The organism is Curtobacterium flaccumfaciens (assembly GCF_004361695.1).
Lineage (GTDB): Bacteria > Actinomycetota > Actinomycetes > Actinomycetales > Microbacteriaceae > Curtobacterium > Curtobacterium flaccumfaciens_B.
The window spans coordinates 1-23165 of sequence record NZ_SNVW01000002.1; the positions used below are offsets into that span (position 1 = coordinate 1).

General features: G+C 70.4%; 20 protein-coding genes and 1 rRNA gene. 2 read left to right on the plus strand and 19 right to left on the minus strand.

Translation table 11 applies throughout. The features are described from left to right. The 14 genes from EDF64_RS02725 to otsA all read right to left on the minus strand — a co-directional run. A 16S ribosomal RNA gene (locus EDF64_RS02725) occupies window positions 1–92 on the minus strand; the annotation flags it as partial. Between the two features lie 536 nt (window positions 93–628). After that, window positions 629–1399: a fumarylacetoacetate hydrolase family protein gene (locus tag EDF64_RS02730; protein WP_133518584.1), complete on the minus strand. Its 771-nt coding sequence runs from the start codon at window positions 1397–1399 to the stop codon at window positions 629–631. A gap of 29 nt (window positions 1400–1428) precedes the next feature. After that, the gene (locus EDF64_RS02735) at window positions 1429–2583 is read right to left on the minus strand and encodes a branched-chain amino acid aminotransferase (RefSeq protein ID WP_133518585.1); all 1155 of its coding nucleotides are present in this window, start codon (window positions 2581–2583) and stop codon (window positions 1429–1431) included. Between the two features lie 15 nt (window positions 2584–2598). Further along, entirely contained in the window at window positions 2599–3666 is a 1068-nt protein-coding gene (locus EDF64_RS02740) for a 3-isopropylmalate dehydrogenase (protein WP_133518586.1), read from the minus strand. 10 nt (window positions 3667–3676) lie between these two features. Next, entirely contained in the window at window positions 3677–5266 is a 1590-nt protein-coding gene (gene serA, locus EDF64_RS02745; RefSeq protein ID WP_133518587.1) for a phosphoglycerate dehydrogenase, read from the minus strand. A gap of 160 nt (window positions 5267–5426) precedes the next feature. Further along, a complete protein-coding gene (locus EDF64_RS02750; protein ID WP_133518588.1) occupies window positions 5427–5819 on the minus strand; it encodes a hypothetical protein in 393 nt (130 codons plus the stop codon). Next, window positions 5819–6256, minus strand: a complete 438-nt coding sequence (locus EDF64_RS02755; RefSeq protein ID WP_133518589.1) for a hypothetical protein — start codon at window positions 6254–6256, stop codon at window positions 5819–5821. Before EDF64_RS02755 ends, EDF64_RS02750 begins: the two co-directional genes overlap by 1 nt. 93 nt (window positions 6257–6349) lie before the next feature. Further along, window positions 6350–7540, minus strand: a complete 1191-nt coding sequence (locus EDF64_RS02760; protein ID WP_133518590.1) for a mannitol-1-phosphate 5-dehydrogenase — start codon at window positions 7538–7540, stop codon at window positions 6350–6352. Window positions 7541–7784: 244 nt separating this feature from the next. After that, on the minus strand, window positions 7785–8810 hold the full coding sequence (ilvC, locus tag EDF64_RS02765) for a ketol-acid reductoisomerase (protein ID WP_133518591.1): 1026 nt from the start codon (window positions 8808–8810) through the stop codon (window positions 7785–7787). A gap of 114 nt (window positions 8811–8924) precedes the next feature. Next, window positions 8925–9425 carry an acetolactate synthase small subunit gene (gene ilvN, locus EDF64_RS02770; RefSeq protein WP_022907763.1) on the minus strand — a complete coding sequence of 167 codons (501 nt, stop codon included), beginning with the start codon at window positions 9423–9425 and terminating at the stop codon, window positions 8925–8927. Beyond that, window positions 9422–11245: an acetolactate synthase large subunit gene (locus tag EDF64_RS02775; RefSeq protein ID WP_133518592.1), complete on the minus strand. Its 1824-nt coding sequence runs from the start codon at window positions 11243–11245 to the stop codon at window positions 9422–9424. Before EDF64_RS02775 ends, ilvN begins: the two co-directional genes overlap by 4 nt. 46 nt (window positions 11246–11291) lie before the next feature. Next, a complete protein-coding gene (gene ilvD / locus EDF64_RS02780; RefSeq protein WP_133518593.1) occupies window positions 11292–12986 on the minus strand; it encodes a dihydroxy-acid dehydratase in 1695 nt (564 codons plus the stop codon). A gap of 91 nt (window positions 12987–13077) precedes the next feature. Next, window positions 13078–13860, minus strand: coding sequence for a trehalose-phosphatase (otsB, locus tag EDF64_RS02785; RefSeq protein ID WP_133518594.1), 783 nt, complete (start codon window positions 13858–13860; stop codon window positions 13078–13080). Next, window positions 13853–15445, minus strand: a complete 1593-nt coding sequence (otsA, locus tag EDF64_RS02790; protein WP_133518595.1) for an alpha,alpha-trehalose-phosphate synthase (UDP-forming) — start codon at window positions 15443–15445, stop codon at window positions 13853–13855. The genes otsB and otsA overlap by 8 nt, the downstream gene beginning before the upstream one ends. 186 nt (window positions 15446–15631) lie before the next feature. Between otsA and EDF64_RS02795 the strand changes: the two genes are divergently transcribed. Continuing rightward, a complete protein-coding gene (locus EDF64_RS02795; RefSeq protein ID WP_133518596.1) occupies window positions 15632–16603 on the plus strand; it encodes a magnesium transporter CorA family protein in 972 nt (323 codons plus the stop codon). A 58-nt stretch (window positions 16604–16661) separates the two neighbouring features. On the opposite strand, the gene EDF64_RS02800 is transcribed toward EDF64_RS02795, so the two are convergent. Further along, window positions 16662–17813, minus strand: a complete 1152-nt coding sequence (locus EDF64_RS02800) for an SLC13 family permease (protein ID WP_133518597.1) — start codon at window positions 17811–17813, stop codon at window positions 16662–16664. Window positions 17814–17907: 94 nt separating this feature from the next. Here EDF64_RS02800 and EDF64_RS02805 point away from each other — a divergent pair, with 94 nt between their 5' ends. After that, window positions 17908–18099 (plus strand): hypothetical protein, encoded by a 192-nt coding sequence (locus EDF64_RS02805; protein WP_071291990.1) that lies wholly within the window; start codon window positions 17908–17910, stop codon window positions 18097–18099. Window positions 18100–18251: 152 nt separating this feature from the next. On the opposite strand, the gene EDF64_RS02810 is transcribed toward EDF64_RS02805, so the two are convergent. The 4 genes from EDF64_RS02810 to EDF64_RS02825 all read right to left on the minus strand — a co-directional run bounded on the left by EDF64_RS02810 (window position 18252) and on the right by EDF64_RS02825 (window position 22959). After that, the gene (locus EDF64_RS02810) at window positions 18252–19421 is read right to left on the minus strand and encodes a mechanosensitive ion channel family protein (RefSeq protein ID WP_133518598.1); all 1170 of its coding nucleotides are present in this window, start codon (window positions 19419–19421) and stop codon (window positions 18252–18254) included. A gap of 162 nt (window positions 19422–19583) precedes the next feature. Continuing rightward, window positions 19584–20510, minus strand: coding sequence for a glycine betaine ABC transporter substrate-binding protein (locus tag EDF64_RS02815; protein ID WP_133518599.1), 927 nt, complete (start codon window positions 20508–20510; stop codon window positions 19584–19586). Window positions 20511–20524: 14 nt separating this feature from the next. After that, entirely contained in the window at window positions 20525–21514 is a 990-nt protein-coding gene (locus EDF64_RS02820; protein ID WP_133518600.1) for an ABC transporter permease, read from the minus strand. After that, window positions 21511–22959: a quaternary amine ABC transporter ATP-binding protein gene (locus tag EDF64_RS02825; protein ID WP_432207013.1), complete on the minus strand. Its 1449-nt coding sequence runs from the start codon at window positions 22957–22959 to the stop codon at window positions 21511–21513. The genes EDF64_RS02820 and EDF64_RS02825 overlap by 4 nt, the downstream gene beginning before the upstream one ends. Between the last annotated feature and the right edge of the window lie 206 nt (window positions 22960–23165).

The window sequence follows — 23165 nt, forward strand, 5'->3', positions numbered from 1 at the left end:
TCCACCCAGCAAGCTGGGCATCATCGTTCGACTTGCATGTGTTAAGCACGCCGCCAGCGTTCGTCCTGAGCCAGGATCAAACTCTCCGTAAAAAAATTACAACCAACACCGAAGTGCCAGCGAGTTGATTCTGACTGTTGACTGTCTACTGACAATCTTCAATCCAAAAGGAATTGCTCCATGACACCGAAGCTGCCACCAAGCGGTAGCAAACACGGTGCACTGGGTCAATAAATTGGCATTGACAATGTGCACGCTGTTGAGTTCTCAAGGACCAGACGCACTCCCCGCTCGACCTCGACAGAGGTTTCGCCAGAGAGGCATTCGTCTTCACCCCGAACGCACCACCACGAGGGTGGGACATCATCGGGATCGGTTGCCGAGCGGGACCCCGTCCGGACTGCATCGCCGGGGCTCTCGCTCCGGTGACCGTCTCGGCCGTTCCGTTCTCCGCCTCAGCGGCAACGAGTGATTACTCTACACACGCCCCGAGGGCCCCGCCAACCGTCCCGCCTCCCGGGCGTGTCGCACCCCGCGATCCCCGCCAGGACGCGGAACGGCCCGCCCCCGGTGCGGGAGCGGGCCGTTCGGTCGATCGTGGTGCGGACGGGATCGTGGTGTCGACAGGTCAGTGTCGAGCGATGACCGGGTTCTTCAGGGTGCCGAGTCCGGAGATCGTCACCTCGACGACCTCGCCGTCGCGGATCTCCCCCACGCCGGCGGGGGTGCCGGTCAGGATGACGTCACCGGGCAGGAGCGTCCAGATCGACGAGATGAACTCGATCAGGGACGGGATGTCGTGCACCATCTCGCTCGTGGAGCCGACCTGACGCAGGTCACCGTCCACGCGGGTCTCGATGCGGATGTCCGACGGGTCGATCTCGGTCTCGATCGCCGGGCCGAGCGGGCAGAAGGTGTCGAATCCCTTGGACCGGGTCCACTGGCCGTCGCGGGCCTGCAGGTCGCGGGCCGTCACGTCGTTCGCGATCGTGTAGCCGAGGATGACGCTCGCGAAGTCCTCGCGCGACACGTTCTTCGCGAGCGACCCGATCACGATGGCGAGTTCGCCCTCGTGGTCGACGCGGCCGATGCCCGCCGGCAGACGGATCGGTTCCTCCGGGCCGATCACCGAGGTGTTCGGCTTGAGGAACACCACCGGGTCGTCCCCGGAGCGCTCGTCCATCTCGGACGCGTGCTCCGCGTAGTTGAGCCCGACGCCGATCACCTTCGACCGCGGGATCACCGGCGCCAGGAGCTTCGCGTCGGCGAGTGGCACCCGCTCCCCCGTGGTCTCGAACCCCTGGTACATGGGGTCCCCCGCCAGCACGACCAGGTCGCGCTCGTCGAGGATGCCGTACCGGGGGTCTTCACCCTTGCTGCTGAACCGTGCGATCTTCACCGTTGGAGCCTACCGACGCCGGATGGGTGTCAGGCCGGATCGGTCAGGCGCGTCATCCACCCGTGCGGGTCGGGACGACGGCCGTACTGGATGTCGGTGAGTTCGTCGCGCAGGGACATCGTGAGTTCCCCGGCACCGACGGTCGGCGACCCGATGGTGAAGCCCTCGCCGCGGAGTTCCGCGATCGGGGTCACGACGGCTGCCGTCCCGCACGCGAACGCCTCGGTGATGGACCCGTCGGCCACCCCGTCGCGCCACTCGTCGAGGGTGACGCGCCGACGCTCGACCCGGAGCCCGCGGTCCTCTGCCAGCTGCAGGATCGAGTCACGCGTGATGCCCTCGAGGATGGAGTCCGAGTCCGGCGTCACGAGCGTGCCGTCGGCCTTGACGAGCACGACGTTCATGCCGCCGAGCTCCTCGAGGTACTTGCCCTCCACCGAGTCGAGGAACATCACCTGCTGGCAGCCGTGCTCGTAGGCCTCTTGCTGGGGCAGGAGCGAGGACGCGTAGTTCCCGCCGGTCTTCGCGGCGCCCGTCCCGCCCTTGCCCGCACGGGCGTACTCGGTCGAGAGCCAGATCGACACCGGCTTCGGCCCGGACGTGAAGTACGCCCCGGCCGGGCTCGCGATGCAGTGGTAGGCGACCGCCTGTGCCGCTCGGACGCCGAGGAAGGACTCGGTGGCGATCATGAACGGCCGCAGGTAGAGGCTGGTCTCCGGTGCCGACGGCACCCAGTCGACATCGGTCCGCACGAGCTGCCGGATCGACTCCACGAAGGTCTCGACGGGCAGCTCGGGGAGCGCCAGACGGCGTGCGGACCGCTGGAACCGTCGCGCGTTCGCGTCGGGACGGAAGGACCAGACCGAGCCGTCCGCGTGCCGGTAGGCCTTCAGCCCCTCGAAGATCTCCTGCGCGTAGTGCAGGACGCTCGCGCTCGGGTCGAGGCTGAGCGGCCCGTACGGGTGGATCGAGGCGTCGTGCCATCCGCCGTCGAGCGTCCACTGCACGGTGGCCATGTGGTCCGTGAAGTGCTTGCCGAAGCCCGGGTCCGCGAGGATCTCCTCGCGCTCGGCCGCGGCGCGGCGTTCCGGCGACGGGGTGGTGGCGAACTCGAGTCCGAACGCGGCGTCGCTGCTCGCGGTGTCGCTGCTCGCGGTGTCGCTGCTCGCGGTGTCGCTGCTCATGGGGGGTGGCTCCTGTCAGGCGGTGGTGGTGCGGGCCGAGGCCGCGGCGGCGATGGCGTCGCCGATCTCGGCCGTGCGACGCGGCGTGGTGCCCCGGTCGGCGATGTCGGCCTCGACCGCCCGCGTCACCGCCGTCGCGAGGTCGCTCCGACCGATGTGGTCGAGGAGCAGCGCGACGGAGAGGACGGCGGCCGTGGGATCGGCCTTCTGCTGACCCGCGATGTCCGGCGCGGAGCCGTGGACCGGCTCGAACATGCTGGGGAAGGTGCCGTCCGGGTTGATGTTGCCCGAGGCCGCCAGACCGATTCCGCCGCTGATCGCGCCGGCCAGGTCGGTGATGATGTCGCCGAAGAGGTTGTCGGTGACGATGACGTCGAACCTAGCAGGTTGCTGCACCATGTGGATCGTGACCGCGTCGACGTGCTGGTAGTCGACCGTGACGTCCGGGTACTCCTGCCCGACGGCCGCGACGGTGCGCTGCCAGAGCGCACCCGCGTGCACGAGCACGTTGCTCTTGTGCACGAGCGTGAGGTGCTTGCGCGCGCGCCGGTTCGCCAGGTCGAAGGCGTACCGGACGACCCGCTCCACGCCGTACGCCGTGTTCAGCGAGACCTCGGTCGCGATCTCGTGCGGGGTGCCGGTCCGGATCGCGCCGCCGTTGCCGACGTACGGGCCCTCGGTCCCCTCGCGCACGACGACGAAGTCGACCGCGCCCGGGTCGGCGAGCGGGGTGGACACCGCGTCGTACACCGTCGTCGGACGCAGGTTGACGTAGTGGTCGAACGCGAACCGGAGCTTCAGCAGCAGCCCGCGTTCGATGATCCCGCCGGCGAGCCGGGGGTCGCGGGGGTCACCGCCGACGGCGCCGAGCAGGATCGCGTCGTGCCCGGCGATCGCCGCCATGTCCTCGTCGGTCAGGATGTCGCCGGTCTCGAGGAACCGGGTGGCCCCGAGCGAGAACGGCGTCTCCTCGATGACGAGGTCGTCCGGGGTGACGGCGTGCAGCACCTTGAGGGCTTCGTCCACCACCTCCGGACCGATGCCGTCGCCACGGATGACCGCGAGCTTGAGCGTCTGCGTCATGCGGGGCTCCCTACAGCGTGATGTCGATCTCGCGGAGCGAGGCCGCGTCGATCGTGGACCGGACGTGCTCGAGGATCTCGGCGGGCACCGGCGAGTCGACGGTCAGGACGCTGAGCGCCTGGCCACCGGCGGCTTCGCGCGAGATCTGCATCGCGGCGATGTTGATGCCGGCCTCGCCGAACTCCTTGCCGTACACCGCGACGATGCCCGGGCGGTCCGTGTACTCCATCACCACGTGGTGCTCGGCGAGGGCGACCTCGACGTCGTGGCCGTTGATCTCGACGAGTTTCGCGACCTGCTTCGGGCCGGTCAGGGTGCCGGAGACGCTGATCGCCGGACCGTCCGACTGGGCGCCGCGGATCGTGAGCACGTTGCGGTACTCGGAGCTGTCCGAGTCGGTGATGAGCCGGACGGTGACCCCACGCTGCTCCGCGATGAGCGGGGCGTTGACGTAGGACACCTGGTCGCTCACGACGTCGGTGAAGACGCCCTTGAGCGCCGCGAGCTTCAGCACGCTGACGTCGTACGCGGCGAGCTCGCCGTGCACCTCGACGTCGATGCTGGTGACGGGCGACGTGGCGAGGCCGGTGAACACCTGGCCGAGCTTCTCGACGAGCGGGATGCCCGGGCGGACGTACGGGTCGATGACACCACCGGCGACGTTCACCGCGTCGGGGACGAGTTCGCCGCCGAGCGCGAGCCGCACCGACTTGGCGACCGAGACGCCCGCTTTCTCCTGCGCTTCGTCGGTGGAGGCGCCGAGGTGCGGCGTCACGACGACGTTCGGCAGGGAGACGAGCGGCGAGTCCTTCGGCGGCTCGGACACGAAGACGTCGAGGCCGGCGCCAGCGATCGTGTTCGCCGTGAGGGCTCGGTGCAGGGCGTCCTCGTCGATCAGGCCGCCACGGGCGACGTTCACGACGAACGCGGTCGGCTTCATGAGCGCGAACTGGTCGTCCGAGAGCATGCCCACCGTCTCCGGCGTCTTCGGCATGTGGATCGTGATGAAGTCGGAGCGCTTGAGGAGGTCGTCGAGCGAGACCAGCTCGACCCCGAGCTGCTGCGCGCGCGCCGTGGTCACGTACGGGTCGTACGCGATCACCTGGACGCCGAAGGCCTGCAGCCGCTGCGTGATGAGCGCACCGATCCGGCCGAGGCCGATGATGCCGACGGTCTTCTCGTACAGCTCGACGCCGGTGTAGGCGGAGCGCTTCCAGGTGCCGGCGGCGAGCGACGCGTGCGCGGCCGGGATGTGGCGCGCGAGCGACAGGATGTGGCCGACCGTGAGCTCGGCGGCGGAGATGATGTTCGACGTCGGCGCGTTGACCACCATCACCCCGGCGGTCGTGGCCGCCTTGATGTCGACGTTGTCGAGACCGACGCCCGCGCGGGCGACGACCTTGAGGTTCGGAGCCGCGGCGATCGCCTCGGCGTCGACCTTGGTGGCGGAACGCACCAGCACGGCGTGCGCATCGGCGAGGGAGGCCAGGAGTGCGGGGCGGTCGGTACCGTCCACGTTCCGGATCTCGAAGTCGGGCCCGAGGGCGTCGACTGTGGCGGGCGAGAGTTCTTCGGCGATCAGGACGACCGGCTTCGGCACAGCTGCAGTTTCCTCACACGAGACGGGCGGTATCCCACCACCCTACCGACGTGAGCGGGTGGTTACGACCGGTGGGACGGACCTGTGGAGAACCGACTGACGGCCTGGAGGCGCGTGGCGGGCCCGCCCCGCGCCTCCAGGCCGTCAGCACGCAGGTCCGTCAGGAGGTGCGTCCGAAGTCCAGCAGGCTCGGGACGAACAGCTGGAGGTCCAGCCACAGCGCACCCGCCGCGGCGAACGCGAGCAGGAAGACCACGACGGTGACCGCGAGGCGGGCTCGGCGGGTCAGCCAGAGCGCCACGACGAACGCGACCGGCGCGATCGCGATGTCGAGCACGAGCCAGACCCACGGGGTGCTCGTCCGGAGCGAGTCACCGCCGGACGTGGAGTCGAGGAACGCGTTGAAGTCGCGGACGGAGCCCGAGATCGTGACGAGGTTGCCGACGCTCTGCACCGTCATGTAGGCGAACAGCACCGCGAAGACCACCCAGACCGCGACGCGGCCGAGGATCGGCGCGGCGGGACGGCGCACCGTCGGAGTCGCGGCGGTCATCAGAAGCTCCGCGTCATGAGGAACGGCCACGGGAAGAGGACGGCGGCACCGAGGAGCATCCAGAGGAGCCGCGTGCGGGTCCGACGACCGCGGCCGGCCCAGAGCACGACCGTGAACCAGAGCGCCGGCGCGACGATCGACAGGAAGCGCAGGACCTCGACGAAGACGGTGAGGACGGTGTCGACGTTCGAGACGTACGAGGTCGAGGCGGTGAGCAGCCAGGCCACCGTGTAGAGCAGGTACAGGCCGCCGAACACGCCGAAGCCGACGAGGGCGCCGGAGGTCTCGGGTGCCTCGGGGTCGCGGGTGCCGCGGTCCTTGACGGCCACCGGGTTGTGCGCCGCGTCGACGTGGGTCGCGTCGTCGGCGTCGCCCCAGCTGAGGGCGTCGTCGTCGTGGTCGACCGAGCCGTCGGGCGGGGATGCTGCCGTGGTCATGCACCGATTCTACGAGGGACGGGCTCCTGACGAGACCATGCGTCTCCTGAGGACCGGTGCCTGCACGGGCGTCACCGGCGACGCCCGCCGGGGTCAGGCGTCGGCGGGCTGCGTCTCGAGCACCTCGGCGACGACGTCGCGAACGGCGGGGAACAACGGGTGGCTCTCCATGAGCCCGGTGAGGATCTCGGTGAGCGCGTGCGCGGTGGCACCGGAGCGCAGCAGCGCGTGCAGCTCGATCGACTCGGGGTCGTTCTCGTCGTCGAAGTCGAGGGCGACCCGGACCGCACCGAGCAGGTGGTCGACGGGGAGCCCGCGCTCGGCGAGCTGCGCGGCGGGACCGACGAAGCGTTCGCGGCGACCGAGCTTCCGGAGCGGGTTCCGCCCCACCCGGACCGTGGTGTCGGGCAGGTGCGGGTTCGCGATGCGGGAGAGGTTCGCGGCGACGTAGCGCGCGTGCTCTTCCGGGTCGAAGCCGTGCTTCGCGACGAGGAGGGCCGTCGTCTCGGCGAGGACCCCGTCGACCTCGGCACGCACGGCCTCGTCCTCGAGGGCTTCGCGGATGAGGCGGATGCCCCGGACGTAGCCGTGGTAGGCGGCCGTCGCGTGGGCGGTGTTGACGGTGTAGAGCTTGCGTTCGACGAAGGGCTGCAGGTCGTCGACCCAGGTCACGCCGTCGATCTCCGGCGGCTCCGAACCGGATCCGGCGAACGGCGTGCGTTCGATGACCCACTCGTAGAAGGGCTCGAGCACGACGTCGAGGCCACCGGACTGCCCGAGCACGCCGGACTGGTCCGGGACGATGCGGTCGATGGCGCAGTTCGCGAAGACGGCGGCGATGTCGCGGTCCTCGAGGATGGGGGCGCGGCGGATGCTGGCGTGCAGCGAGTCCGTGGCGTTGAAGGCGTTCTCGCAGGCGACGATCGTGACGTCGCCGCGGTCGAGCGGACGTGCCGCGAGCCCCTCGGCGATGATCGGTGCCACGAGCGGCAGGGTGCGGGCGCCGACGGCGGTGGTGACCACGTCGGCCTCGGCGATCGCGCGGATGACCTGCTCGCGGTCGGTCTTGCTGCTCAGTGCGCGGAACCCGTACACGAGGTGCTCGACCGGCATCTCGCCGACCTCGTGCACCACGAACCGGCCGGCTTCGTTGAGGGCCGAGACGACACGGTCGTCGACGTCGACGAAGGTGAGCTCGTAGCCGCTCGCGACCAGGAACTGACCCACGAACCCGCGCCCGATCTTGCCGGCGCCGATGTGGACCGCTCGCTTCGTCACCGACATCCCACGATCCTCCCATGCCGATCGGTGGGTTCTCGACCGGCCTCGGCCAGGGCGGACGACGACGGGCGCACGACGACCGCGCGCACGCCACGGGGACGCCGGATCACGGCGTCTGGACTGGAGGAGAGCTGCTGCATAACGTTCGGGTCACATCGCGAGGCGGCGGTGCGGGTGCACCGCCGCCTCGGGGTCGAGGGACGGTGCGGGTGCACCGCCGCCTCGGGATTCGAGTGGTGTCGGCAGACTACCGCGCCGCGGAACCGTCCACGTAGTCGGCGTCGTTCGACTTCCACGCGAAGAGGGCACGCAGCTCGCGGCCGGTGGCCTCGATCGGGTGGCCCTCGCCCTTCGCACGGAGCGCCTTGAACTCCGGGGCGCCGGCGTCCTGGTCCTCGATGAAGCGCTTCGCGAAGGTGCCGTCCTGGATGTCCGCGAGGACGGCCTTCATGTTCTCCTTGACCTCGGGCGAGATCACACGGGGGCCGGAGACGTAGTCACCGAACTCCGCGGTGTCCGAGATCGACCAACGCTGCTTGGTGAGGCCGCCCTCCCAGATCAGGTCGACGATGAGCTTGAGCTCGTGCAGGACCTCGAAGTACGCGATCTGCGGCTGGTAGCCCGCCTCGACCAGGGTCTCGAAGCCGTACTGGATGAGCTGCGACGTGCCACCGCACAGGACGGCCTGCTCGCCGAACAGGTCGGTCTCGGTCTCCTCGGTGAAGGTGGTCTTGATGCCGCCGGAGCGGAGACCGCCGATCGCCTTCGAGTACGACCACGCGAGGTCCCAGGCGGAACCGGACGCGTCGACCTCGACGGCCACGATCACGGGCACGCCGCGGCCGGCCTCGTACTCGCGGCGCACGGTGTGGCCGGGGCCCTTCGGCGCGACGAGCGAGACGTCGACGCCCTCGGGGGCCTGGATGTAGCCGTAGCGGATGTTGAAGCCGTGGCCGAAGACGAGCGTCGCGCCCGGCTTGAGGTTCGGCTCGATGTCGTCCTTGTAGACGATGCGCTGCACCTGGTCGGGGGCGAGGATGACGACGACGTCCGCCCACTTCGTGACCTCGGCCGGGGTGAGGACCTCGAAGCCCGCCTCTTCGGCCTTCTGGCGGCTCTTCGAGCCCTCCTGCAGGCCGATCTTGACCTCGACGCCGGAGTCGCGGAGGTTGAGGGCGTGGGCGTGGCCCTGCGAGCCGTACCCGATGACGGCGACCTTCTTGCCCTGGATGAGCGTCAGGTCGGCGTCGGCGTCGTACACGATGTCAGTCACGGTGGTGGTTCTCCTGTGGTCGGTTCGGAAGCGTTCGTTGCTGAGTCTGGTGGCGACGGACGGGAGGCGCGGTGCGGGTGGCGACCCGCGCCTCCAGTCCGTCTCGGGGCGCGGTCAGCGCACCCGGTCGGTGATGCTCTTCGGTCCGCGGCCCATGCCGAGGAGTCCCGCGCGGGCGAGCTCCTTGATGCCGTAGGGCTCGAGCACGCGGAGGATCGCCTGGATCTTGCCGGGGTCGCCGGTCACCTCGACGATGAGCGAGTCGTTCGCGACGTCGACGACCTGTGCGCGGAACAGGTTCACTGCCTCGAGCACGGCCGACCGCGTCTGGTTGTCGACGCGGACCTTCACGAGCATGTGCTCGCGCTGGACCGACTGCGAGAAGTCCAGCTCGACGATCTTGATGACGTTGACGAGCTTGTTGAGCTGCTTCGTCACCTGCTCGAGCGGGAGGTCCTCGACGTCGACGACGACCGTGATCCGGGACAGGCCGTCGACCTCGGTGTTGCCCACGGCGAGGGACTCGATGTTGAACCCGCGGCGGGCGAACAGGCCCGCGACGCGCGTCAGCAGACCGGGCTTGTCCTCGACGAGGAGGGACAGGACGTGGCTCATGCGGTTTCCCCCGTCATGTCGGCGTCCTCGTCGTCCCAGGTGGGTGCGAGGGCCTGGGCGTACTCGATGGACGAGTTGCTGACGCCCTGCGGGACCATCGGCCAGACCATCGAGTCGCGGCTCACGACGAAGTCGATCACCACTGGGCGGTCGTTGGTCTCGAGGGCGAGCTGGATCGCGGCGTCGACCTCATCCGCCTTCTCGACGCGGATGCCGAGGGCACCGTAGGCGTCGGCGAGCTTCACGAAGTCCGGGACCCGGCGGGTGCCGTGACCCGTCTGCAGGTCGGTGAAGGAGTGCCGGCCGTCGTAGAACAGCGTCTGCCACTGCCGCACCATGCCGAGCGACGAGTTGTTGATGATCGCGACCTTGATCGGGATGTCGTTGATGACGCAGGTCGCGAGTTCCTGGTTGGTCATCTGGAAGCAGCCGTCGCCGTCGATCGCCCAGACCACGCGGTCCGGCTCGGCGACCTTCGCGCCCATCGCGGCGGGCACCGAGTAGCCCATCGTGCCGGCGCCGCCGGAGTTCAGCCAGGCGTTCGGCCGCTCGTACTTGATGAACTGCGCGGACCACATCTGGTGCTGTCCGACCCCGGAGGCGAAGACGCCCTCCGGCCCGGTGAGGTCGCCGATGCGCTTGATGATCGCCTGCGGCGCGAGGAGTCCGTCGGTCGGCTCGGCGTACCCGAGCGGGAAGTCGACCTTGAGCTGCTCGAGCTTCGCCCACCACTCGGCCGTGGATGCGCGGTCCTCGACGGCGATGCCGCCCCAGGCGTCGAGCAGGTCGGCCAGGACCTCGCGCGCGTCGCCCACGATCGGGACGTCGGCGAAGCGGATCTTCGAGATCTCGGCGGGGTCGATGTCGACGTGCACGACCTTGGCGTTCGGCGCGAACTCGTCGGCCTTGCCGGTCACCCGGTCGTCGAAGCGTGCGCCGAGGGCGATGATGAGGTCGCTGTCCTGCAGCCCGAGCACGGCCGGCACCGTGCCGTGCATGCCGGGCATGCCGAGGTGCTGCGGGTGCGAGTCGGGGAAGGCACCACGGGCCATCAGCGTCGTGACGACCGGCGCACCGGTGGCCTCGGCGAAGCGCAGCAGCTCGGCGGTCGCACGGGAGCGGATGACGCCACCGCCGACGTAGAGCACCGGGCGCTCGGCCTCGGCGAGGAGCTGCGCCGCCGCGGCGATCTGCTTGCCGTGCGCCTTGGTGACCGGGCGGTAGCCGGGCAGGTCGATCTTCGGCGGCCAGACGTAGGGCGCCGACTTCTGCTGGGCGTCCTTCGTGATGTCCACCAGCACGGGGCCCGGGCGTCCGGTCGTCGCGATGAGGTGCGCCGCGGCGAGGGTCGCCGGCACGTCGGCCGGGTCGGTCACCAGGAACGAGTGCTTCGTGATCGGCATCGTGATGCCGACGATGTCCGCCTCTTGGAAGGCGTCCGTGCCCATCAGGGTCGAGAACACCTGGCCGGTGATCGCGATGAACGGCACCGAGTCCATGTAGGCGTCGGCGATGGCGGTGACGAGGTTCGTCGCGCCGGGACCGGAGGTCGCGATGGCGACGCCGACCTTGCCGGACGCCGAGGCGTAGCCCTCGGCGGCGTGGCCGGCGCCCTGCTCGTGACGGACCAGGATGTGGCGGATCGTCGTGGACGCCATCAGCTCGTCGTAGAACGGGATGATGGCACCGCCCGGCAGGCCGAAGACGTCGGTGATCCCGAGGTGCTCGAGCGTCCGGAGGACGGCTCCCGAGCCGGTCAGGATCTCTGGCGTCCGGCGTGCACCGGCGGCCGCGGACAGCGGAGTGGCTTCCGTGGGCATGAGGTGGTCCTTGCCTGGAGAGGTGGCGATGGTGCGTGTGTCGACGCTAGCCCGTGACCGCGCCCTTGGCGGCGGACTGGACGAGCTTCGCGAACTTCGCGAGGACTCCGCGGGTGTAGCGCGGGGGCAGCGGGGCCCAGCCTTCGCGGCGGGCTTCCAGCTCGGCGTCGTCGACCAGTAGGTCGAGCGTGCGAGCCGCGATGTCGACACGGATGCGGTCGCCATCGCGCACGAATGCGACTGGACCTGCGTCCACCGCTTCCGGTGCGATGTGGCCGATGCACAGGCCGGTTGTGCCGCCTGAGAATCGTCCGTCCGTCAACAGTAGTACATCCTTGCCGAGGCCCGCGCCCTTGATGGCGGCGGTGATGGCGAGCATCTCCCGCATGCCGGGGCCGCCCTTCGGGCCCTCGTAGCGGATGACGACGACGTCGCCCTTCTGGATCTTCCCCTCGGTGAGGGCGTCCATCGCGGCACGCTCGCGGTCGAACACGCGCGCCGGGCCCTCGAACACCTCGGCGTCGAAGCCGGCGGTCTTCACCACGGCGCCCTCCGGCGCGAACGAACCCTGCAGGATCGTCAGACCGCCGGTGGCGTGGATCGGGTTGTCGAGCTTGCGGAAGACCTCGCCGTCGAGCTCCGGCGGGTCGATCTCGGCGAGGTTCTCGGCGAGGGTCTTGCCCGTCACGGTCATGACGTCGCCGTGCAGCAGCCCGGCGTCGAGCAGCGCCTTCATGATCACCGGGATGCCGCCGTTGCGGTCCACGTCGACCATGACGTACTTGCCGAACGGCTTCATGTCGGCGAGGTGCGGGACCTTCGAGCCGATGCGGTTGAAGTCGTCGAGGGAGAGCTCGACCTCGGCCTCGTGCGCGATCGCCAGCAGGTGGAGGACGACGTTGGTGGAGCCTCCGAGCGCCATGGCGACGGCGATGGCGTTCTCGAAGGCCTCCTTCGTGAGGATCTGACGCGCGGTGATGCCCTTGCGGAGCATGTTCACCACGGCCTCGCCGGAGCGGTGCGCGTAGTAGTCGCGACGACGGTCGGCGCTGGGCGGCGCGGCACTGCCCGGCAGGGACATGCCGAGCGCCTCGGCGACGGACGCCATCGTGTTCGCGGTGTACATCCCGCCGCAGGCGCCTTCGCCCGGGACGATCGCACACTCGATCTTCTTGAGCTCCTCTTCGCTCATCGTGCCGGCCTTGCACGCACCGACGCCCTCGAAGGAGTCGATGATCGTGACCTCCTTGAAAGAGCCGTCGGCCTGCTTCACGTAGCCCGGCATGACCGAGCCCGCGTAGAGGAAGACGCTCGCCAGGTCGAGGCGCGCGGCGGCCATGAGCATGCCGGGGAGCGACTTGTCGCAGCCGGCGAGCAGGACGGTGCCGTCCAGGCGCTCGGCGTTCACGACGGTCTCGACGCTGTCCGCGATGACCTCGCGCGAGACGAGGGAGAAGTGCATGCCCTCGTGGCCCATCGAGATGCCGTCGGAGACGGAGATGGTGCCGAACTGGAGCGGGTACCCGCCGCCGGAGTGCACGCCCTCCTTCGCCCCCTGCGCGAGGCGGTCGAGGGAGAGGTTGCACGGGGTGATCTCGTTCCAGGACGAGGCGATGCCGATCTGCGGCTTCTCCCAGTCCTCGTCCCCCATGCCGACGGCCCGGAGCATGCCACGCGAGGTGGTCGCTTCGATCCCGTCGGTGACGACCCGGCTGCGCGGCTTGACGTCGATATCAGGCATGGAGCGAGTCTAGGCGCAGTTGGGATACCAACTGGACAACATCATGCGTCCGCATGGTGATGATCGGGCCTGGAGGCGCGTGGCGGCCTGGTCAGCGCGTCGCCCGGAGGCGCGCCAGCTGCTTCAGGACGTCGGTCAGCGCCGCGGGATCGGCGATCCGGTAGCGGGCCAGCGTGTCGCCCTCCCCCACCTTCACCCCGACGTCGCCGTCGCCGAGGACGCGGAAGCCGTCCTCGTCGGTGACGTCGTCACCGGCGAAGAACACCGCGTCGGCGCCGCGCAGTTCGCGCAGTCGCGCGATCGCGTCGCCCTTCGTCACGTGCCGGACGGCGAACTCGACGATGTCCTTGCCGCCGCGCTCGAGGACGTCCGCTTCGGCGTCGTGCGCCGCGCGGCTCGCCGCCGCGTTCGCCTCGGCGGCGACCTCGGCACGCACCCGACGGGTGTGCACGCCGTGTCCGGCCGGCTTGTGCTCGATGACGACGCCCGGGAACCGCGCGCCGACCTCGTCGAGCGCCGCCCCGATGCGGGCGACACGGGCGACCTCGTCGTCCGAGAGCGCCGCCTCGTCGTGCCCGTCGACGCGCCACTCGACGCCGTGCGACCCGACCAGGGCCATGTCGGCCGGCGCGTGCGTGACCGCGGCGAGGCTGCCGAGCGGACGACCGGAGACGAGCACGACCTCGGTGTCCTTCGCGCGCTGCAGGGTGAGGACGGCCGCCCAGGAGCCGGGGAGCGCCCCGACCTCGGACGGGTCGTCGGCGAAGGGCGCGAGGGTGCCGTCGAAGTCGAGGGCGACGAGCAGTCGCGGCGCAGCCGCGAGCGTCTCGAGAGCCGCCGTCAGGTCGGTCGTCGCGGTGGTCTCGTCACGCATCACGTGCCTCCCGGGTGTCCTCGGCGGCACGCGCGGTCTGGGCGTCCTCGTCGAAGATGGACATGTTGTCGGTCTGCGCCTCGCGGTGCCGGTCGGACGGCTCCGTGGCGGACGGGTCGATCTGCGCGTCCCGCGGGGCGTGCCGATCGAGCGCCTCGAGGAAGGACCGCGACCAGCGGGCCACGTCGTTGTCGCGGACCCGCTTGCGGAGCGCACGCATGCGGGTCGAGCGCTCGCGGCGCGGCATCTCGATGGCGCGCTGGATCGAGTCCTTGAGCGCCCCGATGTCGTGCGGGTTCACGATGACGGCCTGCTTCAGCTCGTCGGCGGCGCCGGCGAACTCGGAGAGGATGAGCACGCCGTCGTTGTCGAACCGGGCCGCCACGTACTCCTTCGCCACGAGGTTCATGCCGTCGCGGAGCGCGGTGACGAGCATGATGTCGGCGGCGAGGTAGAGCGCCACCATCTCCTCGCGCGGGTAGCCGTGGTGCAGGTACGCGATCGGCTGGTGCCCGATCACGCCGAGGTCGCCGTTGATGCGTCCGACGGTGAGCTCGATCTCGTCGCGGAGCGTCGCGTACGTGTCGACGCGCTCACGACTCGGGCTGGCGACCTGGACGAGGGTGGCGTCCTCCACCGCGATGCGGCCGTCCTCGACGAGTTCGCCGAAGGCCTTGATGCGGTGCCGGATGCCCTTCGTGTAGTCGAGCCGGTCGACGCCGAGCAGCACGGTCTTCGGGTTGCCGAGGCTCGCGCGGATCTCGCGGGCACGCTCCTGCACCTCGGGGCGGTGCGCGATCTCCTCGAAGCCGGCGGCGTCGATCGAGATCGGGAAGTGCCGCGCCTCGACGTGGCGGACCGTGATGCCCTTGCGGCTGCGCGGCGCTGCCGGGTCGTCGACCGGGACGTCGATCGTCGACCCCTTGGTCGTGTACCCCTTGATGTGCCGGACGGCGCGGAGGAAGTCGCTGGCGTCGTCGTGGCGCTGGAAGCCGATGACGTCCGCGCCGAGGAGCCCGTCGAGGATCTGCGCACGCCACGGCAGCTGCGCGTAGATGCCGACCGGCGGGAACGGGATGTGGTTGAAGAAGCCGATGGTGAGGTCGGGGCGGCGCTCCCGCAGCAGCGCCGGCACGAGCTGCAGCTGGTAGTCCTGCACCCAGACGATGCCGTCCTGCTCGACGATCTCGACGATCTGGTCGGCGAAGCGCTCGTTGACCCGCTGGTACGCGTTCCACCAGTCGCGGTGGTAGCTCGGGTGCTCGATGACGTCGTGGTAGAGCGGCCAGAGGGTGTCGTTGCTGAAGCCCTCGTAGTAGTCCTCGACGTCGGACCCGCTGAGCGGGACGGGGACGATGTGGATGCCCTCGTTGTCGAACGGCGCGACCTCGACGTCGGGCTGTCCGACCCAGCCGACCCAGGCCCCGTCGTTCGCGCGCATCACCGGCTCGAGCGCGGTGACGAGGCCACCGGGCGAGTGCCGCCAGCCCTCGTTGCCGTCCTCGTCGACGACGCGGTCCACCGGCAGGCGGTTGGAGGCGACGACGAAGGAGTACCGGGTCTGTTCGGTGCGCGGTGATGCCATGGGGTGGTGGGGTCTCCGTTCCGCCCGGCTCGTGCGCCGGGTCCAGCCGTAAGTTACCAGCGCACCGACAGCGGATTCACGGTGGTTCGGCGGGTTGTCGCCGCTCGCTGACGATCCGGACAGCCTGCGCGCCCCGTCCGGGCCCACCGGGGTGGGCGCTGCCGCCCGCTCACTAGGCTCGTCGGCATGGTCGTGACACGTGCGTGGCGGAACGGGAACGCGTCGGAACGGGACTTCCCGGTCGACCGGGTATCCGACCTCATCGGCGCCGACGACACCTTCGTGTGGGTCGACTACACCGACCCGCGCGCCGCCGACCTCGAGCAGGTCGAGGAGGAACTCGGCATCCACGCGCTCGCCGTCGAGGACGCCGTGGAGCGCGGGCAGCGGCCGAAGCTCGACCGGTACCGCGACAGCCTCTTCCTGGTCGTCTACGACGTCGACGGCCTCGACGCCGACGGGGAACTCGTCACCCACGAGGTGAAGGCGTTCGTCACGCGGCAGGCCCTCGTCACGATCCACGGCGCCGACGTCGACACCGGGGCGGTCGAACGACGGCTCGACGCGAACGCCGACATGGCGGACCACGGGGTCCCGTGGCTCGTGTGGGGGCTGCTCGACGCCGTCACCGACCACGCCACGAGCACCGTCGAGGACATCGAGCGCCGGATCGACGAGCTCGAGGACGACCTGTTCGAGCACGGCGACCCCCGTGCGCAGCAGATCCAGCGCCGGTCGTTCCGGCTCCGGAAGGCGCTCGGGGTCCTCCGTCGTCAGGTCGTCCCCACCCGGGACAGCGTCGCCTCGCTGCTGCACGGCGACGCCGAGACGATCTCCGACGGGATCCGTCCGTACTTCCGCGACGTCGAGGACCACCTGCAGTCGATCGCCGACTCCGTCGACCAGCTGCGGGACGCGGTGTCGAGCGTCCTCGACACCAACCTCAACCTCGCGTCGAACCGGCAGAACACGGTGATGAAGAAGGTGACGAGCTGGGCGGCGATCATCGCGATCCCCACGGCGATCACGGGGTTCTTCGGGCAGAACGTGACGTTCCCGGGCGAGGGGCAGTGGGGCGGGCTCTTCGCGTCGCTGGCCCTGATCGTGGCGTCGTCGCTCGTGCTCTACCGGGTGTTCAAGGCGAAGGACTGGCTCTAGCCCGGGGCGCGCCCCCTCGCACCGTGCGAGGCGCACGCGACGCACGCGACGCCCGCGCCTACAGGCGCAGCGCCAGCACGCCCGCCACGACGGTCAGCGGCGCGACCACGCACCCGAGCGCCATGTACTTCCCCCACGACAGGTGCACGCCCTCGGACGAGAGCCGGGCGTGCCAGAGCAGCGTCGCGAGCGAGGCCCACGGCGTGATGAGGCACCCCGCGTTCACGCCGACGAGGAGCGCCGCGTAGCGCAGGGCCTCGTGCCCCGCGGCCGGCTCGAGCACAAGGTAGGCAGGCAGGTTGTCGATCGCGTTCGCCGCCAGCGCCCCGGCCCCGCCGAGGACGAGGAGCGACCCGGTCCCCGTGCCGCCGGACAGCGCCTGCACGATCGGGTCGGTGAGCCCCGTGGTGTGCAGCGTCTCGACCACGACGAACAGCCCCGCCGCGAACACCAGCGTCGACCACGGCACCCGCGACGGCTTGAGCTCCGAGGGCGCTCGGAACGCGGCGACGGCGACGAGCAGCACAGCCGCGGCGATCGCGGCGATCCACACGGTGACACCGGCGGTGAGGGCGATGACGAGGGCGACGAGCACCCCGGACGCGGACCAGAAGAACACCGGGTCGGTCGCCTGGCGCACGGACACCGGCGTGTAGCGGCCGAACAGCTTGCCGCGGAACACCACGAGGAGCACCGCGCACGGCACGACCACCCCGGCGAGCGCCGCCCACACCATCAGGCCGGCGAACGGGATCGGTCCGTCGAGCCCGATCCGGTCGACGGCGAGCAGGTTCGTCAGGTTCGACACCGGCAGCAGCAGGGACGCGGTGTTCGCGAGCCACACCGTCGTCAGTGCGAACGGCATCGGCGGCAGGCCGACCCGGCGCGCGAGCGTGATGACGATCGGGGTGAGGAGCACCGCGGTGGTGTCGATCGACAGGAAGACGGTGCACACGACGGCGAGCACGACGACCGCGCCCCAGAGCCCGATCGTGCGGCCACCGCCGACGCGCGCGGCGAGGTCGGCGAGCCGGTCGAACACCCCGGCGTCGGCCGCCAGTTCGGCGACGATCGTGAGTCCGAGCACGAACGCCAGCACCGGGACGACCCGGTCGGCGAGGGTGGCGAGGTCGGACAGGGGCAGCAGGCCGAGGGCGACGCAGACCGCGCCGACCACGAGCAGGGCTCCCCCGATGACGGCCTGACGCAACGGCGGCTCCTTGGACGAGTGCACCGGCAGGGCGACCGGCGGCGCTCCAATGTACTGGCCGGTAGCGTTGACGGGACGACGACAGGAGGAACCCGTGCGGAAGTTCATGTTCAACGGTGCCGTGTGGAGCTCGATCATCAGCGGCTACAGCGTGGTGCAGACGACCCGGCAGGGCCCGCGTGACTGGCGCCTGGCGCTGACGTGGGTGGCGTGGCTGGCGACGACGATCGTCGCGATCGGCACGGTCGTCGAGGACGACCGCGCCGTCAAGGCGCGGCAGCCCTAGGGGCCGCGCAGCCTTCGGGCGCGCGCAGCCAAGGCGCGCGCATCCCGAGGGCGCGCAGCCGAGGGCGCCGGGACGCGACCGGACGACGGACTGGAGGCACGTGGCGGGTTCGCCACGTGCCTCCGGTCCGTCGTGGGGTCACGCCCAGGGCGTCAGCGCTCCGACCGCGGGATGTCGGACGTCTGGATCGGCCCGGTGAAGAGCGCCCCGTCCTGCTGGTCGGGCGTGAACAGGGCCGAGGACGACGCCGTGGACGCGGTCCGGCGCGACGCCCGCGGTTCGGCGGCCGGGTCGACCATGAGCACCCGCTGCACCGGCTGGGCGTCCGGGTGGGTGCGCTGGATCCAGGCGACGAGCTCCTCGCGGACGTAGCAGCGCAGGTCGAAGAGCGACGGGGCGTCGTGCGCGGTGACGAGCACCCGGACGTGCACGAACCCCTGCACGGCGTCCGTCACCTGCAGGACCTGCACGCGGCGGTCCCAGAGCTCGGTGCGCTCCAGGATGTGCTCGAGCTCGGCGCGCATCTCCCCCGGCCGGACCCGCCAGTCGAGGTCGAACTCGACGGCACCGAGCAGCTCGCTGTTGGTCCGGGTCCAGTTCTCGAACGGCGTGCTCGTGAAGTACGTCGACGGCAGCACGAAGCGCCGGTCGTCCCACAGGTGCACGACGACGTAGGTGAGGGTGATCTCCTCGATCCGCCCCCACTGCTGCTCGACCACGACGACGTCGTCGACACGGATCGACCCCGAGAACGCGAGCTGCATGCCCGCGAAGACGTTGCCGAGCGTGGACTGCGCCGCGAGCCCGGCGATGACCGAGATGAGCCCGGCCGACGCGAGGACGCTGGCGCCCGCCGCCTCGACCCCCGGGAAGGTCAGCAGGATCGCGCCGACGCCGATGATCACGAGCACGGCGACGGTCAGGCGACGGAGCACGAGCACCTGCGTGCGGATCCGCCGGGCGACCCGGTTGTCCGGCACGTCGACGCGGTAGCGGTGCAGACCGAGGCTCTCGAGGAAGATCGCGATCTCGCACGCCAACCAGGTGCCGATGCCGATCGTCACGATGAGGAAGGTGTGCGAGACCTCGTCGCGCCACGGGTACGCGTCGGCGTCGCGCGGGATGCTCGTCGCGAACGCCGCCCACACCAGCACGACGAGGAGCATCGTCCGTGTCGGGTGCTTCGTGCGGCGGGACAGCACGGCGGCCCAGCGCTTCCGCCGGGCGAGGGCGCGGAACACCAGGTGCAGGACGACGGCGGCGACGGCGGTGACGAGCAGCGCGAAGCCGATCGCGACGAGGAGTCGGAGGAGGATGTCCATCCCTCCATCGAAGCAATGGACGACAGACGTCGTTCAGGAACGCGACCGCTCGTCACACGCGACCGCCCGTCACACGCGACCGGTCGGACGTCGAACGCCACCAGGCGGAAGGCAGGAGGCGCGGTGCCGGACCGGCACCGCGCCTCCAGGCAGGCGGAGCCGCTACTTCGACGACGTGAGCGAGTCCACGTAGTCCTGGTGCTCGGACGCCCACTTCGCGGTGATCGCCGGGTACTCGCTCGTCTTCGCGCCGCTGTTCACCAGCGCGTTCTCGAGCGAGTAGAGCTGGTCGGAGTCCATCCGGAAGCCCTGCATCCACTTCGACGCCGTCGGGAAGTCGTCCTCGATGGACGCCTTGCCGATGGTGTGGATCTCCTCGTTCTTGCCGAGCGCACCCTTCGGGTCCTTCAGGTCCTTGATCGGGAACGCGTCGTACGCCCAATGCGGACGCCACAGCGTCACGACGACGTCCTCCTTCTTCGCGATCGACGCCTTGAGGTCGGCGAGCATCGCGGGCGTGGAACTCGTGATGAAGTCCATGCCGTCGAGGCCGTACTGCGGGATGACCTGGTCGGAGACGACCTTGGTCTCGCCGGCGGCGGGCTCGATGCCGATGATCTTGTTGCCGAACTCGCTCGCGTGGGCCTTGAGCTCGTCGATCGAGTCGATGTCCGAGTACTCGGGCACGGCGAGCTCGAGCGACGCCTGCTCGTTCCAGGAGCCGAGGTCGGTCAGCTGCTTCCCGTAGGTGTCCATGTACTGCTTGTGCGTGTTCGGCAGCCAGGTGTCGAACACGACGTCGTAGTCGCCGGACGCGAGCCCCGAGTACGCGGGTGCGACGTCGGAGTTCGTGAGCTGGACGTCGTAGCCCTTCTCCTCGAGCACGTGCTTCCACAGGTAGCTGGCCGCGGTGTCCTCGTCCCAGCCGTTGAAGACGACGACGTGCATCGACTTCTGGTCACCGTTGTCGAGGGTGCCGCTCGCGCCGTAGTAGCCCGGGGGCATGCAGGCGGAGAGGCCGACGGCGGTGGCGGCGGCGAGCGCGAGGGCTGCGACGGTGCGCTTGGTGCGGGTGTGGTTGCGCTTCATGGTCTGGTCCTTCCTCACGCGGTGGTCGTCTGCGGCTCGCGCGGACGGTCTGCCGGTGCCGGGTCGGTGGTGGCGGCGGTCTGGGCGGTCGCCGCGTCCGGCGTCGCGGTGACGGCCGTCCGCTGCTTGCGCCTCCACGGCCTGGAGGCTCCGCTCGCGTCGCCGCCGAGCGCTGCGGTCAGGCGGTCCAGCAGGATCGCCAGGACCACGACCGACAGCCCGGCCTCGGCCCCCAGACCGACGTCGATCCGGTTCAGCGAGGCGACGATCTGCTCGCCGAGGCCGCCCGCGCCGACCATGCCGGCGATGACGACCATCGAGAGCGACAGCATGATGACCTGGTTGACGCCGGCCATGATGCTGGCCTTCGCGAGCGGGAGCTGGATCTGCCGGAGGATGCGCCACGGGCTGGAGCCGAACGCGGCACCGGCCTCGACGACCTCGCCGGGGACCCCGCGGATGCCGAGCTCGGTGAGGCGGACGCCGGGGGCCATCGCGAAGACGATGGTCGCGACGATGCCGGGGACGACGCCGACGCGGAACAGCAGCAGCGCCGGGATCAGGTACACGAAGGCCGGGGTGGTCTGCATGAAGTCGAGGACCGGTCGGATGATCCGGCTCGCGGTGTCCGAGCGGGCGGCCCAGATGCCCAGCGGGATGCTGAACACGACGGCGAGGCCGGCCGCGACGACGACGAGCGCGAGGGTGTCCATCGCGTTCGTCCACTGGCCGACGCTCACGATGAACAGCAGGCCGATCGCGGCGCCGAGGGCGAGCTTCCAGCCCTTCGCGACGAACGCCAGGACGACGAGGACCGCGATGACGACCCAGAACGGCGGCGTGGAGAGGAAGTACTCCATCCACGCGTCCATCCAGGTGAACACGTAGCGGACGACGTCGAAGAAGCCGGACAGGTAGGTGGTGATCCAGTCGACGACGGCTGCGACCCAGGTGCCGAGGGGCAGGTGGAAGTCGCCGAAGGAGTTGGTGCCGGGGGTGATCATGCGTGGTCTCCTTCGGTGGCGGAGGGCTGGCCGGGCTCGTCGGTGGCGGGCTCGCCGACGGGCTCGCGGACGGGCTCGTCGGTGGCGGGCTCGTCGACGGGCTCGCGGACGGGCTCGTCGGTGACGACGGGCGCCTCGCCGGTCGCGGCGAGGGTCGAGTCCATGTCGGAGTCGGAGATGCGGGTGACCGGCTCGAGCACCGGGATCGGCATCGTCGCGGTCGGCACGTTCCCGAGTGCCGCCAGGAGCGTCACGCGCGGGACGACGCCGAGCAGGCGCTCCTCGTCGTCCACGACGGCGATCGGCAGCGGCGACTCGACGGCGAGCTCGAACAGGTCGGTGAGCGCCGTGTCCGGGGCGACCCGCGCGTACTCGGTGTTCACGATGGCGTCGAGGTTCGTGTCCCCGGCCTTCACCTGCCGCATCACGTGGCGGTCGCGCACCCAGCCCTCGAGCTTCCGGCCGCGCCCCGTGACGAAGACGGCCGCGGTCTGCAGGTCGCGCATCGTGCGGAGCGCACCGCGCGGGCCGACGGTCAGCGGCACCACGGCCCGTGCGGGCTCCATGACGCTCGCCGCGGTGAGCACGCGGGCCCGGTCGACGTCCTGCACGAACTGGGCGACGTAGTCGTTCGCCGGGTCGGTGAGGATGTCCTCCGGCGACCCGATCTGGACGATCCGGCCGTCGCGCATCACGGCGATGCGGTCCCCCAGGAACATGGCCTCGTTGAGGTCGTGGGTGATGAAGACGATCGTCTTGCCGAGCCGCTGCTGCAGGTCGACGAGCTGCTCCTGCATCTCGCGGCGGATGAGCGGGTCGAGGGCGCTGAACGCCTCGTCCATGAGCAGGACGTCGGTCTCGGCGGCGAGCGCACGGGCGATGCCGACGCGCTGCTGCATGCCGCCGGAGAGCTCGTCCGGCTTGGCGTCGGCCCAGACGTCGAGGCCGACGAGGCCGATGACCTCGCGGGCCTTCGCGAGCCGGGTCGTCTTGTCGACGCCGTTCACCTCGAGGCCGTAGGCGACGTTCTCGAGCACGGTGCGGTGCGGCAGCAGCGCGAAGTGCTGGAACACCATCGAGACGCTCGTGCGCCGGATCTCGCGGATCTCCTTCGGCGTGGCCTTCGTGACGGTCCGGCCGCCGATCTCGACCGTGCCGGCGGTCGGTTCGAGCAGACCGTTCAGCATCCGGATGAGCGTCGACTTGCCGGAGCCGGAGAGGCCCATGACGACGAAGATCTCGCCGGGGCGCACGTCGAAGGACGCGTCGATGACGGCCGCGGAGCCGAGGTCGCGGACCTCGTCGCGGGACGCGCCGGCGGCCAGACGGCGGACCGCCTCGCCGGGGCGTCGGCCGAACACCTTGTAGGCGCCGTGCACGCTGACGGCGGGCACGCCGTTGGGGTCGTCCGGCGTCGTGGCACGCCGGTCCTGGGGTGGTGCGATGGTCAACGGTTCTCCTCGCGCGACCGTGGCGCGGGAGGGCGCACGGCGATCGCGGTGTGGTTGCGGACGGGTCGTCCGGCACCGTGTTCGGCGGCACCGCATCGAGCCCGCGCGCCGGTTGTCCATCACCGGGCTGGCGCAGGGCGAGCGATCACGCACGCGGGGGTCGTACTCGGGACGACCCCGGTCCGGCCGACCGTACGGTC